The 17,701-nt window shown below is 63.1% G+C and carries 11 protein-coding genes; 2 read left to right on the forward strand and 9 right to left on the reverse strand.

The window, feature by feature from the left end:
* The first annotated feature begins 308 nt into the window (after nucleotides 1-308).
* Together OXT71_02930 and OXT71_02935 are read left to right on the forward strand one after the other, a co-directional pair.
* Nucleotides 309-2,399, forward strand: a complete 2,091-nt coding sequence (locus OXT71_02930; protein MDE2925331.1) for a hydantoinase/oxoprolinase family protein — start codon at nucleotides 309-311, stop codon at nucleotides 2,397-2,399.
* Nucleotides 2,396-4,171: a hydantoinase B/oxoprolinase family protein gene (locus OXT71_02935; protein MDE2925332.1), complete on the forward strand. Its 1,776-nt coding sequence runs from the start codon at nucleotides 2,396-2,398 to the stop codon at nucleotides 4,169-4,171. Before OXT71_02930 ends, OXT71_02935 begins: the two co-directional genes overlap by 4 nt.
* Nucleotides 4,172-4,187: 16 nt before the next feature.
* On the opposite strand, the gene OXT71_02940 is transcribed toward OXT71_02935, so the two are convergent.
* The 9 genes from OXT71_02940 to OXT71_02980 form a co-directional block, all read right to left on the reverse strand.
* Nucleotides 4,188-6,038 (reverse strand): right-handed parallel beta-helix repeat-containing protein, encoded by a 1,851-nt coding sequence (locus OXT71_02940; GenBank protein MDE2925333.1) that lies wholly within the window; start codon nucleotides 6,036-6,038, stop codon nucleotides 4,188-4,190.
* 46 nt (nucleotides 6,039-6,084) lie between these two features.
* Nucleotides 6,085-7,215: an aminotransferase class I/II-fold pyridoxal phosphate-dependent enzyme gene (locus tag OXT71_02945; GenBank protein ID MDE2925334.1), complete on the reverse strand. Its 1,131-nt coding sequence runs from the start codon at nucleotides 7,213-7,215 to the stop codon at nucleotides 6,085-6,087.
* A 98-nt stretch (nucleotides 7,216-7,313) separates the two neighbouring features.
* Nucleotides 7,314-8,567 carry a sialidase family protein gene (locus tag OXT71_02950; protein MDE2925335.1) on the reverse strand — a complete coding sequence of 418 codons (1,254 nt, stop codon included), beginning with the start codon at nucleotides 8,565-8,567 and terminating at the stop codon, nucleotides 7,314-7,316.
* Nucleotides 8,568-8,621: 54 nt separating this feature from the next.
* Complete coding sequence (locus OXT71_02955; GenBank protein ID MDE2925336.1) at nucleotides 8,622-10,067, reverse strand: sodium:solute symporter family protein; 1,446 nt, start codon at nucleotides 10,065-10,067, stop codon at nucleotides 8,622-8,624.
* A 3-nt stretch (nucleotides 10,068-10,070) separates the two neighbouring features.
* On the reverse strand, nucleotides 10,071-10,253 hold the full coding sequence (locus tag OXT71_02960; GenBank protein MDE2925337.1) for a hypothetical protein: 183 nt from the start codon (nucleotides 10,251-10,253) through the stop codon (nucleotides 10,071-10,073).
* A gap of 27 nt (nucleotides 10,254-10,280) precedes the next feature.
* Entirely contained in the window at nucleotides 10,281-11,450 is a 1,170-nt protein-coding gene (locus tag OXT71_02965) for an FAD-binding oxidoreductase (protein ID MDE2925338.1), read from the reverse strand.
* Nucleotides 11,451-11,503: 53 nt separating this feature from the next.
* The gene (locus OXT71_02970; protein ID MDE2925339.1) at nucleotides 11,504-13,384 is read right to left on the reverse strand and encodes a CocE/NonD family hydrolase; all 1,881 of its coding nucleotides are present in this window, start codon (nucleotides 13,382-13,384) and stop codon (nucleotides 11,504-11,506) included.
* Between the two features lie 45 nt (nucleotides 13,385-13,429).
* A complete protein-coding gene (locus OXT71_02975) occupies nucleotides 13,430-15,532 on the reverse strand; it encodes a CocE/NonD family hydrolase (protein MDE2925340.1) in 2,103 nt (700 codons plus the stop codon).
* Nucleotides 15,533-15,604: 72 nt separating this feature from the next.
* Nucleotides 15,605-17,626: a CocE/NonD family hydrolase gene (locus tag OXT71_02980; GenBank protein ID MDE2925341.1), complete on the reverse strand. Its 2,022-nt coding sequence runs from the start codon at nucleotides 17,624-17,626 to the stop codon at nucleotides 15,605-15,607.
* Between the last annotated feature and the right edge of the window lie 75 nt (nucleotides 17,627-17,701).

Below are 17,701 nucleotides of genomic sequence, written 5' to 3' on the forward strand. Positions count from 1 at the left end.
AGGGTTGGAGACGAGAGGCACGGGCGCTCCTTCGTTGAGCAGGTTCCCGACGGTTCCCTCTTCTCGTAGGTCACCTCCTTCCTGGCGCCGATCTCTAAAATCCAGTTGATTGTAGGGAACGGATCCGGCCGATGACAAGATTCTCAGTGGCCTGGTGCAGTGCCATCGGAGAGGATTCCGAACCCCGAAACAGCGCTGGAGACTCGGTATGACGGGATCAGCGGGTTCGATTGCGGTATCGTAACGTGCCGGCTGGGAAAGCGCCGATACGGGCCCCGGAAGGGTGACGCCGGCTCAGAGTCAAGGACATGGACAGCTATCGAATCGGTGTGGACATCGGGGGAACGTTCACGGACCTGGTCATGATGAACGAGTCCACCGGAGAGTTGCGGCTCGTGAAAATGGCCAGCACTCCCAGCGATCCCTCGGTGGGATTTCTGAACACGGTGGAACGTGCCTTGAAAGAATCCAAGGTGGCCGCCGCGGACGTCTCCTACAACGTCCATGGGACCACTGTGGCGACCAATACACTCATTGAGGGGAAGGGCGCCCGGACAGCCTTGGTCGCCACCGAGGGGTTTCGGGACGTCCTGGAAATCGCCCGGCAGATCCGGCCCAGACTCTACGACATCTTTTGCGAGAAGCCGAAGCCGGTGATTCCGCGGAACCGATGCTACGGAGTGCCGGGGCGCCTGGACTACGCCGGCCAGGTCCTCACTCCCCTGGATGAGGAATCGGCGCGGGAAGTGGCCCGCCGCATGAAGGAGGCCGCCGTCGAGTCGGTGGCCGTCTGCCTGCTGCATTCGTACGTCAACCCGTCGCACGAGAAACGGGTTCGCGACCTCCTTCGGGAGGAATTGCCGGGAGTGTTTCTGTCCATCTCGTCCGATCTCTGTCCGGAGATGAGGGAGTACTTTCGCGCCAGCACCACCGCCATCAACGCCGTGGTGATGCCCATCGTGACCCGCTACCTGGAGAACCTGGAGAACCGGTTGGCCCGTTTGGGTGTCGGCGTGGGGTTGCACCTCATGACCTCGGCCGGCGGGGTCATGGCCTCGGACGTGGCCAAGCGGGAACCGGTCCACCTGATCGAATCGGGACCGGCGGCCGGGGTCATCGCGACGCGTTACCTGGGAGAACTGGTGGGGACCCGGGACGTCATCAGTTTCGACATGGGAGGCACCACCGCCAAGCTCGGGCTGGTGGAAGGGGGAAACGTCAAGATCGCGCCCCATTTCGAAGTCGGCAGCGCCGCCGTGGCGGAGAGCAAGGGAGCCGGATACCCGGTCAGGACTCCCGTGGTCGACCTGGTGGAGATCGGCGCCGGCGGCGGGAGCATCGCCTGGATCGATCCCGGAGGCGCGTTGCGGGTCGGGCCGCGAAGCGGCGGCGCCGATCCGGGCCCCGCCTGCTACGGAAAGGGCCAGAAGGAACCGTGCATCACCGACGCCAACCTGGTGCTGGGACGTCTCAACCCGGACTATTTCATCGGGGGAGAACAGACGCTCGATCCGGAGCTGGCGGAAGCGGCGGTCCGACAACTGGCCGGCCGGTTGGGACTGGGCGTGGTGGAGACGGCCAACGGGATCATCGAGATCGCCAACGCCAACATGATCGGCGCGGTCCGGACCATCTCGGTTCAAAGGGGCTTCGATCCACGGGACTTCGTATTGGTCGCCTTCGGGGGCGCCGGACCCATGCACGCCAACGGGTTGGCCCGGGAGTTGGGGATTCCCAAGGTGCTCATTCCCATGAGCCCGGGGGTGACCTCCGCCCTGGGATTGCTGGTGAGCGACATCAAGCACGATTATGTCCGCGCCTTTCATCAGCAGATCGATTCACTCGATCTCGAGCTTCTCAACCGGTCCTTCTCCGAATTGGCCGAACGTGGCCGGGATGTCCTGTTCTCCGAGGGCATTTCCGGGGAAGACGTCACCTTTGCCCACTATCTGGACATGAGGTACGTGGGTCAGGGATACGAATTGAAGATCGAGATTCCTGGTCGAGACCTGACGGAGGGCGACAAAAGAACCGTGAACGAGGCCTTCTACAAGGAACACGAGCGGGCTTACGGCTATGCCGACGACACGGAACCGACGGAAGCGGTGGCACTGAGGCTGACCGCCGTCGGGAGGATCCGGCAGCCGCGCCTGCGCCGGCTCGAGACCGGTACGGGTGACGCCGGCGATGCCGTCAAGAATGAACGGCCCGTCCACTTTGCCGAGCGTGGTGGTGCGGTCCCGTGCAAGGTCTACGATCGCTATCGCCTGAAGTCAGGAGACCGCATCATGGGGCCGGCCATCGTGGAGGAGGTGGATTCGACCGTGGTCCTCCATCCGGACTACCAGGCGGACGTCGACCTCCACGGCAACATTCTGATCCAGGACGGACAGCCATGAGCAAGAGCCATGAGACGGGAAAAAAGGCTGCGGCACTCAGGATGGACCCCATCCGGTTCGAAGTCATTCGCAGCGCCTTCGAAGCCGCCGCCGACGAGATGGGCGCCGCCCTGAGAAAGGCGGCCTACTCCACCAACATCAAGACCCGTTCCGACTTCTCCTGTGCGCTGTTCGACTCCAAGCTCCGCATCATCGCCCAGTCCTTCTCCCAGCCGGTGCATCTGGCCTCCATGTCCAGAATGATCCCCAACACCATCCGGCAATACGGGATCGAGAAACTTCGTCCAGGCGACGCCCTGGTCATGAACCACCCCTATCGGGGCGGCGTCCACCTCAACGACGTGGCCATCATGGCCCCCTTCTTCAGCGGCGGGCAGATCCACGGGTACGCGGCCACCATCGCGCACCATGTGGACATCGGCGGTTATGCGCCGGGTGGCTACTGCATTTCCACGGAGCTCTACCAGGAAGGGATCATCATTCCCCCGGCCAAGCTGGTTTCCGAGGGGGAGATCGTCGACGACGTCTTCCGCCTCATCCTGGCCAACATCCGCTCGCCACGGCAGTCCACAGGGGATTTTCGGGCCCAGATCGCCGCCTCGCTGCTGGGACAGAAACGGATGGCCGAGATTCTCTCCAGGTTCGGCGCGGAGTCGATGGAGATCTTCGTCGATGAGCTGATCGAGTACACCGAGCGCTGGGCCCGGGCCGAGATCTCGAAACTCCCGGATGGAGTCTACGAAACCGAAACCCTGCTGGACGATGACGGGGTGACGGACCGGCCGATCCGGCTGGCGCTGAAGGTGGAGATCAAGAAGGGGCGGGTCTCGTTCGATCTCACCGGATCGGACGACCAGCGCAGCTCTCCCATGAACGCCACCTTGACCCAGACCTATTCGCCCCTGGCCTACGTCGTCAAGTGCCTGATCGATTCCGATATTCCCACCAACGAAGGCTTCTACCGGCTCATCGACGTGAAGGCGCCTCCGGGAACGGTGGTGAATGCAACTCCCCCGGTGGGCGTGGTCGGCGGCTGGGAAGTGGTCATGCGGCTGTGCTGTCTGGGTTTCCAGGCCCTTTCGGACGCGATGCCGAACAAGGTCATGGCCAGCACCAAGAGCATCAACTGCCACATGGCCTGCGGGGGAACCGATCCCCGCACCGGTGAGTACTACACCTTCATCGAGACCATGGCCGGCGGATGGGGAGGCCTTCCCACCAAGGACGGAATGGACGCCGTCCAGTCCCATATCCAGAACACGGAGAACTCAGCCATCGAGGAGACTGAGAACAATCTGCCCTTCCTGATCACCCGCTACGAGCTGATTCCGGACTCGGAAGGGGCCGGCCGCTACCGGGGAGGATTGGGTCTGCGCCGCGACTGGAAGTTCCCCGGCCACGAGGCCACGCTGACGGTCTTCTCCGACAACCGGAAATTTGCGCCCTGGGGGCTGTTCGGAGGGGGGAGCGGATCTCCCTCCAGGTACATTCTCAACCCGGACGGAGAAGCGAAGGAACTCCCATCCAAGGTCACATTGCAGCTCCAGCCCGGCTCCGTCATCAGCTACCGGACGCCGGGCGGCGGTGGCTACGGGACTCCACTGGAGCGGGACCCCGAGCGAGTGCTGGAAGACGTGGCCCAAGGCAAGGTGACGCGGGATCGGGCCCGGGACGTCTACGGCGTCGTCCTGGATGCGTCCGGAACGGCAGTGGATCTCCAGTCCACGCGAAGCCGGCGTGGCCGTCTTGCCGGGTCCCGCCAGCGGCGGTGACGCTGCCCGGTGGTTCTCATTTGATGAGAACGAGTTTCAACCGGCGGTGGGCCGGACTCCAACCTTCAATGAAGGGTCCCACTGCGATCACACCGCCGGGGTATTTGCGGCCGAAGTAGTCGAAACCCATCCGTTCGTCGCGGGTCACCTTCAGGACCTCGTCTTTCCGAGCCGACCAGGACAGGATCCCGTCCTCGGGTCCGATGGCAATGTCGAGGTTTGCCGTTCGGCTGTGGGAGTCCAGGCCGGTCGACTGCCATTCGGCCAAGCTGAAGTTCTGTCCTGCCCCCGAGACGATGTTGTAATCCGACACGTTCTCCGTATTGGCGTATTCGAACGGCACCGGGCACTCGGCGACGACATTGTTGATCACGCGGTTGTGCTTGGAGACGCCTACCCGGTCCCGGGTTTTGGTCTTCGTCATGCGGATGCCGTACGGCGCGCAGTTCACCAGCAGGTTGTGGGTCACCAGGAGCCGGTCGGAGTCGTGCAGGTAGAAACCGGAGCCCTGGACGTTGTAGACGACATTGTGATCGATCAGGTTGATGACGTTGGAGGCCTCGAAGAAGAGCCCCCCGGCGTAACTGGAGATGTCGTGAATCAGGTTCCGGGTGACCCGCGTGTTCCGGTTCGCGAAATCGATCCAGATTCCCGACGAGGCATAGCAATCGTGAACGTGATTCCGGGTGACGACGGAATCCAGCATGATCAGGAGCTTGATGCCCGCCACCTCCCAGTAGCGCTCGACGTCCTGCCAACCGCAGTCGTGGACGTGATTGTCGGAAACGAGGCTGCGGGAGACGACGGTTCCTTGAATGCCGCCGGTGCCGCAGTCGTACACGTGGTTGCGGCGCACCAGGTGGTCTCCCGTCGTCTTCGCCAGCTCGTTCCGGTTCCCCGCGTTGGGGCCCTCTTCGGTGAACGCGCCGATCTCGATGCCCACCGCGTTGACGTGCCGGACGGTGTTTTCCTCGATGATCCAATGGCGGCCGCCCCAGGTCGTGATGGCGCCGTTTCCGGAGCGGATGAATCCGTTGCCGGCATGCTCGAACGTGAGCCCCTTGATCCGGATGTATTCCATCCCCTTCACCAGGGGGTTGATCAGGAACTGCCGTGTGGTCACCTCGATCTGCCGGGTGTTGGGGTCCCTGCGGTCGAACGGGTTGAGGTGCAGTTGCCGGTTCTCGCCGTCGATCCAGAACGTGCCGGCGACCCGGTGCAACTCCTCGATCCGGGCCAACTGGGTCAGGCGCCGCCCGTCTTGAAACACCATGGCTCGCGGCAGGGTGTGGGGGATCCGTCCCCGCTCCGCCCGGGCCCAGCGCATGACCGCGAAGTCGGCGTCTGAAGTGTTGACGGCGGCAAACGGGTGGTTGTCGCCGAAGAACTCGGGGGGCAGATCCGCCTTCCAGACGTTGGCCGACTTGGACCGTCCCGAGTTGCTCCACACGGCCCTCAGCACCTCGGACCCGCTGATGACGGCCTCCGCGCCCGGCGCCGCCTCGAAGCTGACCATGCCGTCCGGGCCCGTGCCCCCCCGCCGCGGCCGGACCCACTCACGGTAGAGGCCCGATTTGATCAAGACCTTTTCTGCGGGCCGGACCACGTCCGCCGCACGTTGGATCGTCAGAAAAGGGGCCTCTTCGGTGCCAGGGTTGTCGTCCGCCGCCACGGGGTGCCGCTGGTCCACGTAGTAGACCCGCCGGTACTCGGTCACATCTTCCCAGGTCTGGAACTCCGTCCCGTCGGGAAGCAGGACCGGTGGATCCGGCACACCCGAAGTTCCGGCCGTCAGGATCCCGGCTCCCGCCGAAAACAAGCCCACGAGCGCGAAAACCGCAATCGGCGTCCTGAGACGTGTGATCATGGGTGATCCTCCTGGGATCTCGAGGCCATGGCTTTTCCCGCTCCTTTCATCGAACCTTCAGTTCCTCGATCATATCGTGAATTCGGTCCAGAGCAGGGCTCAGGTAACCGTGCGGCAGACCGAAACTCACGCGCAGGAAGTGATCGATGCCAAAGTGATCTCCCGGCATGATCAGGACACTCTTTTCCAAGGCGAGCCGCCGGGCCAGCCGGGTCGAGTTGATCTCCAAATGGTAACGAATGAAGGCGATCGCCCCGGCGTCCGGCGGCCTCAGGCTGAAGGTGCCCGGATGCCGGTCCATCCAGCTTCGGAGTATGGGATAACCTCGACGGATGTAGGAACGGGTGCGGCGCACCAGCCAGGGGCGGACTTCGGGAGACAGGGCCAGGGCCGCCAGCCGGTTGGAAAGCATGGTCGCGCTGATGGTCGTGTATTCATGCCGTGCCCAGAATTCGTCCACGATGCCGCCCGGCGCCACGACCCAGCCGATCCTCAGGCCCGGAAGCCCGTAGGCCTTGCTCAGGCTCCCCGTTGCCAGGACCTTGTCGTACCTTCCATAGAAGGTCGGCGTCTCCTGGTCGGTGACGCGCTCGGCCCCGGCATAGACTTCATCGGCCAGGATCCAGCTTCCGGACCGGTCAGCGATCTCGATGACGGCTTCCATTTCGGATTCGGTCAGAACGCGCCCGGTCGGGTTGTTGGGATTGCATACCGCGATCAGCCGGGTGTTGGCCGTCGCCATTGACTCCAGTTCGGCCAGATCCGGCGCCCAACCCGTTTCCTCCCGCAGATGAAAGGTCTTCAATGCAAGGCCGTGGTTCTTCGCCAGTCCCCAGATCTGCATGTAGTTCGGGAGCATGACGACGATCTCGTCGCCGGGGTCCAGAAGGGTTCTGATCACGAGGTAGTTGGCCTCGATGGCACCGACCGTCACCAGGACGTTCTCAGGCGTTGCGCCCGGATAGAGCCGCGCAATGTTCCGCCGAAGCTCAGGTATTCCGTTGGTGTGGGGATAGTTCAGATCGGTGTCCAGCAAGCCCTCAAGAGTGCCGTTCTCCCGATCGACGAGCTCCCGGAGCAGGACCGGATGGGCGCCGCTCTCTGAGAGATTGAATTTCACCTCCTTCTCGAACCGGGACATCATCCGTTCCATTTGGAATGGCTGAAACACCCGCATGGTTGCTACCTCCTCTGTTCGCCGAAAGGCGCCGTCACGTCTCACGCAAATCCTGTGGCCGGCACGGGGAGAGGCATCTGACCTCCGTTGAGCAGACGTCAATCGCCGGCGTCGCGGCGGCCGGGAAGATCCAGGGCCAGCGACCGGAAGCCCCGGACGCGGTGAAACGTGATGTGCGTACTCTTGGCCTGCGAATGCCGGCCTCCCAGCGCCGTCCGCACCGCCAGCAGCAGGTCATCCCCTTCCGGCAGCAGAGACGCGTAGTTGTAAGCTTCGCGAGGCTTCCTGGTCATGGCCACGCAGCCGGCCTGGAACCAGTTGTGGGCGTCGACACTGTACATCAGGATCAGAATCCGCCGATCGTCGCCCCCCGGGGCGCCGCCCAGCGAATCGACGGGGATGTTGCCCGCCATCCAATACAACCCGGAAGGTTCGTCGCGGATGATGTGAAATTTGTTCTGCGCCCCAGGCATCGGGAAGAACTGCCCGAAGGTGTGTCTCAAGGTCGTCCCGTCATCCGCGAGGTCGGTGACCGCTGCCAGTCCGGCGGTGGATTGATGCGTCAGACCTTGAGCGGCTCCGCCGGGAACGCGGAGCCGATGGAAACCTCGGATCTCACCCTTCACCTCCACCAGGTTTGATTCGAGCCAGTGGTCCGGGCGTCGTCCGGCAGCCGGCACGCGGGTCAAGAGCGGCGGGGTGCCCGGGTAGTCCAGCCGGTCGGACATTCGCCAGGCGGACCTGTCCAGCAGATTCCGTGAGAGGTCCCCGGCAATGACCACGCACCCCTGGTAATTTCGCAGATTCGGCGTGCCGTCGGCGTCCTGGTGCAGGTTGAAGGACCGGTAGAGGCGCCGGTCCTTGATCAGGACCCCGGTGGGCGCGTTCCAGTAGCTTCCCTCGAACAACGTGACCGGCTCCGTCCAGGATCGTCCTTCGTTGTTGGAGCGCAGGATCACGATGTTCCGGCGGATGGCCAGATTTCCAAGAAGATACAACTTGGATTCATGCACGAACGGCTGCGCGGAGTGCAGATCGAGCGGAGGAAGCTGCCGCCAGGTCCGGCCTCCGTCGTCACTGACGGCCAGCCGAAACCGGCGAGGCACCTGGGCGTTCGCGTCAATCAGGGTGTGTTCGAAGGTCACCAAGAGCCGGCCGCTGGGAAGCTTCACCAGCGCCGGTTCGTAGACGAACAGCCTCCCCGGATCGGGCGACTCGGCGACCACGGTTTTTTCGGTGTGGAGCATGGGGCCGGGCCTGCCGCCTGCGGCCTGCTGTGTCCAAGACGATGCCCCGAGCGTCATCATCCACCATGGCATGGCGAGAACAAGAAACTTGGTCTTGACGGTCACTGGCGAATTCCTTGTTTGAGGTTGCTGAATCCGGACCCGGACCTGGTCCGCCGGTTACGGCTCTGACGAGTCCGGTCGGATCGGACGCGCATCGCGCGTCTCCCACCAGGTTCCGAGCGCCAGCAGCGAGACAGTGATGGGCACCCCGATCAGAATGGGATCGATGGTCCAGACGACCACGATGGTGCCCACCTCCTGGACGCTTCCCAGGACCTGGTAGAGGATGATCACGCTGGCTCCGGTCAGCATGGAGGTGAGAACGGTTCTGGGAGCCCGCCGGACTCGGGGAAACAGGACCATCGCCGCCACCACGGGCGCCACCGAAGCTCCCATGATCCGTCCGCCCAGCCAGAACAGTTCGATCATCAAGGGAAAAACGTAGTAAATGGCGGCGGCCAGCGCGCCGACCAGAATGACGTTCAGGCGGTAGAGCCAGAGCTGAGCCCTGGGACTGGCGTTGGGATTGAGGAACCGGTTGTAGATGTCGATGGTGAAGTTGGAGGCGATGGTGTTGATGGTGGAGTCGAGAGTGGACATGCTGGCGGCCAGGATCCCCACGATGATTATGCTGCCCAATTGCCCCCCGGCCACGCCGAAGGTCATTTGGAGGAATACGTCGTCGCCGGAGATGTCCGCTCCGTAGAGGGCCCGCCCCAAGACGCCGATCAGCGGCGGAACCATGTACCAGATCGTCGAGATGATCCCGCCGTAGAGGAATCCCTTGTGGGCGGCGGCCGTGCTGGAGGCTGCCAACCCCCGCTGAATCACGCTCTGATAGCCGAAGGTGATGGATATGCCGATGATGACCCAGGCGATGACCTGGCTGGGACCGCCGGTGCCGAAGCTGCCGAGAAAGTCCGGGTCCTCGATGGACCGCAGTACGGAAAAACCTCCGGCGCCCAGAAAACCGAAAACCACGAGCGCGACGGATCCGATGGAGACGATGAAGAACTGGATCGCGTCCGTCACCAGGATGGCCCACATCCCACCCAGGAAGACGTAGACCAGGGTCAAGGCCCCGACCAGCGCCAGGGACTGCAGCAGCGAGATCTGCAGGATGCTGGAAGTGACCACGGCCAGGGAACCCATGACTCCCGCGGTGGCGCCCAAGTCCCGAAGGATGATGAGGGAAAGGGAAACGAGGCGGTGACGGGGGCCGTAGAAGCGCTCGAAGAGCTGGGGAACGGTGATGATTCGGGTGGCCCGAAGGCGCGGGACCACGTAGTAGGACATCCAGATGGTGGCGAGGACGAATGAACCGCCGGTCCAGTAGGCGCTCAAGCCGAAGTCCTTGGCCACTCCCGAGATCCCGATCAGGGTGGTCCCGTTGATCCAGGTTGCGGCCACCGAGAAGGCGATCAACCAGGGTCCGGAGCTGCGGCCGGCGACGGCCATGTCCTCCATCCGGCCGACCCGCGTCCGGGCGGCCCAGATGCCGATCCCGAACATCAGGAGCAGGTAGGTTGCGATCAGCCACCAGGAGGGCTGGAACTCTTCCATCGCTTATCCTCGCAGGAGAACTCCCCAGATCCAGACGTAGGCGAAACCGGCCAGGACCAGCAGGGCCAGGCTCAACCAGGGGTTCAGCCGCGGCAACTCGACCCGGTCCATCAGGTCGAGCTCATGGCTGGCGTACCGATAGGATTCTCCCCTGTCGTCCCGGGTTTCGGTCTTATCGGGTTCCATCGTTCCCCCTTGGAAATTTCGTTCCCTTCAACCCCGGTTTCCGCCTCCCCAGGCCGAGGAGAAGGTCTCCCCTTCCAGGAAGCGGGACGGCCGAAACTGGTGAATGTCGATCTCGGGTTCGTCACCCGCGATGATGTCCGCCAGCGCCTCACCCAGCGGCGGGCCGATCTTGAAGCCATGGCCGCTGCCTCCGAAGAAGGCGTAGTAGCCCTCGATGTGGGGCTCCGGTCCCACGACCGGGTGCCAGTCGTCCATGATCGTATAGATGGACGCGTATCCGTGGTGGTATTCCATCTCCCGAAGCACGGGAATCCGCTTGAACAGGCAGGCCTCGATCCGCCCGCGCTGATCCGCGTCCAGGTCCTCGTTGTACGAATCGATGTTCAGCGGCTCCACCTCTTTGGGGTAGCCGAGTCCGGCCAGCATCGTGTTGTCCGCGTGAGGCTTGTAGTAGGCGCGTTGCGGGGGATCGGAAATGACGGGAAGAGGGCCGAAATCACCCGGCTGAGTCACGATCAGGTCCGTCTCCCGGCTCCAGCGGACAGAGTAGTTGAGGCCGGCCCAAAGGCCCACCTGCCGCCCCCAGGGCCCGGCTGCGTTCACCACCACGGGGGTGTCGATGGTTCCCTGCTCCGTCTCCACGGAGCGGACGCGGCCGCCGTCGAGGTTGATGCCGGTGGCCGCCACTCCCACGTGCGCCGTCAGACCCCACTGATGGGCTCCGTTCACCAAGCTCTCGGTCGTCCGGATCGGATCCGCGCAGCCGGAGCGAGGCTCGAAGATGGCGCGGACGATCCCCTCCAGGTTCAGCGGCGGCGCGAGTTCCCGGATGTCTTCCCGCGACAGTTCCCGGACCTCGACGCCGTGGGTGCTCTCCATCTCCAGTATCTGGTCACCGGCCATCTTCCATCCCTCATCCAAGAGGAGGAGAAATCCGATCTGCCGAAACCCGGAATCGCCTCCCAGCGCCTCCCGGTCGTTCTCGAACATCTGCACCGCGCGCCACGCCAGTTTCACGGTGATGGGGTTGGAGTAGTAGGTCCGGACCACGGCGGCCGACCGGCCCGTGCTCACGCCGGCCAGACGGCCCTTCTCAAGCAAGACGACCTTTTTGAATCCCTTTCGGGCCAGAAAATGGGCCACGCTTGCGCCCGCGATTCCCCCTCCGATCACTACCGCATCCGCTGTCTTATGCATCTCGCCGACCTCCTTGACTCGGGAAGAATATAGCTCCTCTCGGAATCGATTTCTCAGGGAATCACCGGAAGCACGATGTGCGACGGGTAGGCGGCATCGTGATGAACCGTCTGCGTCGCCTTTCTCAGTTCCGCGTCTTCACCAAACTTTTGGCCGGTGTTGGGATTGCGGTCGTACTTCGGAAAGTTGCTGCTCGAAATCTCCAGTTGAATCCGGTGCCCACGCTTGAAGACGTGGCTGATGGACCACAGATCGATGGTGTATTCGTAGACTTTGCCCGGTTCCAGCAGCGTCTGCTTCTTGAACGAATCCCGATAGCGGGCCCGTATGATCCCCTCCGCCAGCAATTGAGCGTAGCCGTTGGGGTGGACGTCCACCAGCTTGGCGGTGAAGTCGGTGTCGGTCGCGCTGGAGGCGGCATGGAGCAGGGTCAGGACCCGACCCGTCACCTCGATCTCCTCTGCCAGGATCTCGCCGGTGTAGACGAGCACATCGTCCCGCCGCTGGATGGCCCTCTGATCCCGGGGCCCCCCGGTGGAGGGGTACATGCTCACGTTGCCGCCGTAGGTCGGAACCGGATCGTCCGGATCGTAGGCGAAGACATCGGCCGGTTCTTGGGACGGCGGCCGGGTGCTCAGAGTGCCGTTGCCGAAGCGGCTGTTGGCCTGCCCGCCGCTGTGGAGGTAGTACTTCGTGATCCGGGCACGTTTGAGGGGCCATTCGTGCTCAGTGCGCCACTCGTTCTCCCCCATCACGAAGATGTCGACGGGCGGCTCGTCCATCATCCCGTTGTCGATGCCCTTGAGCCAGTAGTCGTACCAGCGAAGCTCGATGGGACGAAAGTCCACGTCCGCCTCCGGACCATAGTCGAGATCGCCCACCTCCCGGGGTCCCACCCCATGCCTCCAGGGACCGACGAGCAGGCGATGCTGGCCGCGAATCTTCTCGGGGCCGTACTGGACCATGCCCAGGTAACCGTTGATGGTGGCCTGGGAAACCTGGTCGTACCAGCCGGTGATGTTGAGGGTCGGCACCTGGACCTTGTGGTACTGTCCCGCGCCCATCTCTCCGGCCCGGGGACGGTCTCCCACGCTGAACCGCCAGTAGTGGTCGTTGTCCGGATGATCCACCAGGTCCTGCCACAGGATGTCGGTTTGCCCGAACATGGCCTGGTCCATGGTCCGGATGGGAAGGTGACGGTACAGCTTGTCCCAGTCCAGGAAATCGTTCCGGAGGCCGTCGTTGTTGTTGGCCGTCAGGTTGCCGAGCAATGCCAGCAGGTTGAGGCTGTTGGAGAGTTGGAACGCGCCATTGGGGTACACGTTGTCCCAATGGTCGTCGGGAGTCACATACGGGATCAGGGCCGTGAGGTAGCGGTTCGCTTCGGTGGCGCCCATCCACTGCACGAATCCCAGATACGAACCGCCGCACATCCCGATTTTTCCCGTGGACCAGGGCTGTTCTCCGAGCCAGGTCTGACAGTCGTAGACATCCTGTCCGTCGAACTTTCCTTCCCGCCACTTCGGGTCCCAGTAGAGGTAGGATTCCCCTTCGGAATCGTAACGCCCCCTGACGTCGATACAGGCGAAGACGTATCCCCGGGGTACGAAGTATTGGGCGCGGCCGATGATGTCCCCCTGAAAGAACTCCGACTTCCGGGTGTTGTCATAAGGCATGTAGACGAAGATCACCGGGAACTTCCCATCCGCCTTGGGCCGCCAGATGTTGGCCGACAGCCGGACGCCGTCCCGCATGCGGACCTTGACGTCATGTTCGAAGTGGATGCCGTATCGGGGTTGCGAGAGCTTGTCCACCCAGGAGGGATCGTTGCTGACGAACCAGGGACCCGACGCCAGTCCGGTTGCCGTCATGAAGATCAGAACCTGGAGGACAACGGGTACGGACGGGATGGGAATCCTGGGATAACACGACATGGAACACCTCTCCCTCTGGCTGCGGAACACAGGATCTGCGGCACGCTAGTTCAGTCTTCGTGGAATGGTGACCGACCAACTCCGGTTGAAGTGTCTCCTCCCGTTGACGGTGATCTCGATCTCCACCAGGTGACGGAATGCCGCCTTGTTGCTGGAGGTCAACTCGTTCGCTTCGATCTTGACTTCCGATTCCGGCCGCGTGATCGACAGCGTGGCCTCTGCCTTCAGCGCCGCGTTGGCCGGGTTCTTTTCGGACACGGTGAAACTCGAGAAAAGCTTCATGTATTGCTCGGCGTCGCCCCGTTTACCCTTTCTTTCCTTGCCGAGCCGGACCGTCGTGGTTTCCGCAACGAGGTCCTGGGTAATGGAGTACGCCATCGGTTTCTCTTGATCCAGCGCCACCTTGGGGTCGGCGTTGGGCAGGTTCACGAACTCGGGCTCCGGCAGTTTGGGATTCTGTTCCGGGATCACCGGCAGGACGATGTGAGACGGGTAACGGCCGTTGCGGTACACGGTGTTCACCGCCGGCAGGGCCGTGGGCCAGGCGTTCTGGATGTCGGCGTTGGCGATGGCCACCCGGACCCGGTGCCCGGGAGCGAACACGTAGGTCATCACCTTCACTTCCACCGGCACCTCGTGCACCTCTCCGGGCCGGAGCGGTTCGGGATCGAAATGAGACTTCCGGTGCGCGGCGTTCAGGCCGCCGTAACGGACCAGCTTGGAGGTCCCGTCCGGCGCCACGTCGATGAGCTTCACGCGGAAATAGGCAACCTCGGCCGTGGAGGAGATGTGCAGCATGGCGCGTGGCGTGCCCGAAACCTCCAGCGGTTCCTCCAATGGTTCCGTGGTGTAGGTCAGGGAGTAGGCTTCGTCGGCCCGCTGGTCGATGGGGTTGCCCCAGGGGAGAATCCCTCCCCCCCAGTGGATTCCCGAGGTGACCCCCACGGTGGGCTTGTACTCAAGGCGGTCTCCTTCCTCATCCGATCCCCCGGGAGCCGTCCGGCTCAGCTTGCCGTCCGGGTGAAAGTACATCCTGGTGGGCTGCTCCCGAGCAATGGGCCATTCCAGTTCGGAGCGCCAGAAACCGGGCTCCTCGATGGGCATGACGGGAGAGGGAGGATCGTATTCCCGGACGAAGACCGTCACCGGAGGCTCCTCCAGCACCCCGTTGTCGATCCCCTTGAGCCAATAGTCGAACCACTTCAACATGATGGGCCGGCCGTCGATCCGGGGACCGGGCACCGTCTTCTTGTTCTCGGCCCAGATGTGCCGCCAGGGTCCCACCAGGGCTTTCTTGTGCTTGACTTCCAGCTTGGAAAAGGCCCGCAGCAGGGCCGTCGGATAGACGTCGGCCCAGCCGGCGATGACGAAGACCGGACACTTGACCCGGCTGTAGTCGGCCGACAATGACCGGTCCTGCCAGTACGGCCCTTCCTGCTGGTGAGAGATGTATCCGATTCCCCAGGGCTGGTTGTTGTCCAGGTGCGTCTGCCAGATTTTGCTCCACTTCTCACCGACGATTTCGGGATCGGGGGGCGCGAAGTTGTAGGCCGTCATGAGGGGTGAATAGGTGTCGAACATGTATGGGCGAAGAGAGCCGCCGGGATAGGTCCACTCGGTGTAGACGCTGTCGTTGGCCGAGCGCACGATAATGGTCTTGAGGCTGGGCGGATTCTGGACCGCCACCTGCCACTGCACCACGCCGCCGTAGGAAATGCCGGTCATCCCCACGTTGCCGTTGGACCACGGTTGACGAGCGATCCACTCCACCATCTCGTAGCCGTCCCGCCTCTCGTCGTCGGAGTAGATGTCCTTGCTCCATCCGCCGGAGTTGCCCGTGCCGCGGACGTCGTACTGGACGATGGCGTAGCCCCGTTCCGCCAGATACGGCACCAGCATGGGCCTTTCGTCCCGATAGTCGGGCAAGGGTTCCCTCACCCCGCGGTAGGGGTGGTACATCATGACGGCGGGAAAACGGCCTTCCGCGTCCGGCATGGTGATTTTGGTCGCCAGCTCCACCCCGTCCCGCATGGCGACGCGGGGATAGATGATCTTGACCTTCCCCTCGTAGATCGGCTTCGAGAGCCCGTGGGACTCTGCGAGCAGCGTCGCGGGCAGGATCGTGAGCAGGAAAAACAGGATCCGCATGATGACTCTCCTTCTGTTGCCCGATTCTCTTGGCATCGGTCGTTCCAGCCGGACGCCGGACGAGGCCGCGTTTCAGTTCAATTGTCGGGGCACGCTGACTCTCCAACTCTTGTGGAAGTGACGCTTCCCGTTCATCGTCACCTCCACCTGGCTCACGAAATGGAACGCCTCCAGATCGCTGATCAGAAATTCATTGGCTTCCACGGTCATTCCCGACCCCGCGGGCGGGACCTGGTAAACGTAACGGGCCTTGAGAACCGTTTCCGCGGGATCCCGTCTCGACACCGTATAGGTGGAATGCGCCAGTCCTGGCGCCGGACCCGTCTCGGAGACTCTCTCCAGAGTGGCCGTCACCGATTCGTTCACCAGGTCGTGCCTGATCTCGTGCCGGGTGCTGCTGCTGATGTCCGCCATTGTCGCGGGCGGCCTCGGAGAAGGCCTGAATTCCGGTCGGCCTATGGATGGAGCCTGAGCAGGCGTCACCGGCAAGACGACATGAGAAGGATGCCGCCCGTCCCGGTGGATGGCGTTGACGGCGGGCTTGGCAGTGGGCCAAGCATTCTGAAAATCCGAACTGGCAATGCTGACCCGGATGCGGTGGCCTTTCTCGAACAGGTAGGAGACATATTTCAGGTCGATTTCCAGCTCGTAGATCTGTCCGGGATTCATGGGTTCCGGATTCGAGTGGGAATCGCGGTGCGTGGCGAGCAATCCGCCGTCGGTCAGCCATTTCGAGGTGCCGTCGGGCGCCACATCCGTGAGCTTCACGTGGAAGTAGGCCGCGTCGGCCGTGGAGGCGGCATAAAGCACGGCCTTCGGATTCCCCGTGACCTCCAGGTCCTGCTCCAGCGGTGAAGTGGTGTAGGTCATGGAGCAGGCGTCGTCGAGCCGCTGGTCCACCGGCATGGCCCAGGGCATGATTCCCCCGCCCCAGTAGATCCCCGCGCTGATCCCGACCGACGGGTCGTACGCGTACTCGTCGGACGCGCTCTCGCCGGGGGGTCTCATTCGATTCAGCCGTCCGTCAGGTTGGAGGTAAAATGGAGTGTCCTGATTCCGGGCCGGCGGCCACTCGTTTTCATGTCTCCAGAATCCGGCGTCCTCCAGGTACATATGAGCCGCGGGCCGCTTGTAGCGGCGAATGAAGAGAGTCACGGCGGGCTCTTCCATGACGCCGGTGTCTTCCCCTTTGAGCCACTGGTCGAACCACTTGAGCATCTCGTGCCTGAAATCGATCCTGGGACCGGGCAGGGCTTCTTCCGGCCAGTAGTGTCCCCAAGGACCCAACAGGATCTTCTTGGGGACTTCCAGCTTGGAGAAGGCCCGCAGGATGGGGGTGGGATAAGGGTCGGCCCAACCGCACCAGAACATGACGGGAACCTTGATCCGGCTGTAGTCCGGCTGCAGTGAGCGATCACGCCAGTAGGGCCCCTGGAGCAGATTCGAAATGAAGCCGATCCCCCAGGGAACGTTCTTCTCCAGCCGCTCTTCCCACAGTCGGCTCCACTCGGGCCCAACGATATCTGCGTCGGGCGGCGCCGCGTTGAAGGCGGTCATCATGGGGGCGAAGCTGTCGAACATGTAGGGACGGATGCTGCCGCCCGGATTCGTCCAATCCAGGTAGACGTCGTCGTTGGAGGATCCGATCACCAGGGTCTTCAGCGCGGGAGGATTCTGCACCCCCACCTGCCACTGAACCACACCGCCGTAGGACATGCCCCACATCCCGACGTTGCCGCTGCACCAGGGTTGGGCGGCGATCCATTCCACCATGTCGCAGGCGTCCCGGCGCTCCTCGTCGGAATAGACGTCCTGCGTCGTCCCTCCGGAATTTCCGGTGCCGCGGACATCGAAGTAGATGACGGCGTAGCCCCGTTGGGCAAAGTAGGGAGGCCCGTCCCAGCGGTGGTTGTAGGTCGATTCTGAGCTCGTATCTTTGACCTGCCTCAGCCAACGATAGGGGTTGTAGGCCATGATGGCCGGAAACCTGCCCTCCGCTTTCGGCCGAACGACGACGGCCGCCAGCTCGACTCCGTCTCTCATCGGGACCCGGACCCGACGGTCCAGTTGCACATCGTACTCAGACCGGGACATGGGAAATCCTCCGGTCAGCCGATTTCGTCTCTTGGATACTCCTGCCCGAAATCTCGGAATGGTTCGGACGGTAAG

This window comes from Acidobacteriota bacterium (genome assembly GCA_028874215.1).
In the GTDB taxonomy this organism is placed as follows: Bacteria; Acidobacteriota; UBA6911; order RPQK01; family JAJDTT01; genus JAJDTT01.

Bases quoted from the DNA above. Each gene is read 5' to 3' on its own strand.
- OXT71_02930 (MDE2925331.1), top strand. From the start codon at position 309: ATGGACAGCTATCGAATCGGTGTGGACATCGGGGGAACGTTCACGGAC.
- OXT71_02935 (MDE2925332.1), top strand. From the start codon at position 2,396: ATGAGCAAGAGCCATGAGACGGGAAAAAAGGCTGCGGCACTCAGGATG.
- OXT71_02940 (MDE2925333.1), bottom strand. From the start codon at position 6,038: ATGATCACACGTCTCAGGACGCCGATTGCGGTTTTCGCGCTCGTGGGC.
- OXT71_02945 (MDE2925334.1), bottom strand. From the start codon at position 7,215: ATGCGGGTGTTTCAGCCATTCCAAATGGAACGGATGATGTCCCGGTTC.
- OXT71_02955 (MDE2925336.1), bottom strand. From the start codon at position 10,067: ATGGAAGAGTTCCAGCCCTCCTGGTGGCTGATCGCAACCTACCTGCTC.
- OXT71_02960 (MDE2925337.1), bottom strand. From the start codon at position 10,253: ATGGAACCCGATAAGACCGAAACCCGGGACGACAGGGGAGAATCCTAT.
- OXT71_02965 (MDE2925338.1), bottom strand. From the start codon at position 11,450: ATGCATAAGACAGCGGATGCGGTAGTGATCGGAGGGGGAATCGCGGGC.
- OXT71_02970 (MDE2925339.1), bottom strand. From the start codon at position 13,384: ATGTCGTGTTATCCCAGGATTCCCATCCCGTCCGTACCCGTTGTCCTC.
- OXT71_02975 (MDE2925340.1), bottom strand. From the start codon at position 15,532: ATGCGGATCCTGTTTTTCCTGCTCACGATCCTGCCCGCGACGCTGCTC.
- OXT71_02980 (MDE2925341.1), bottom strand. From the start codon at position 17,626: ATGTCCCGGTCTGAGTACGATGTGCAACTGGACCGTCGGGTCCGGGTC.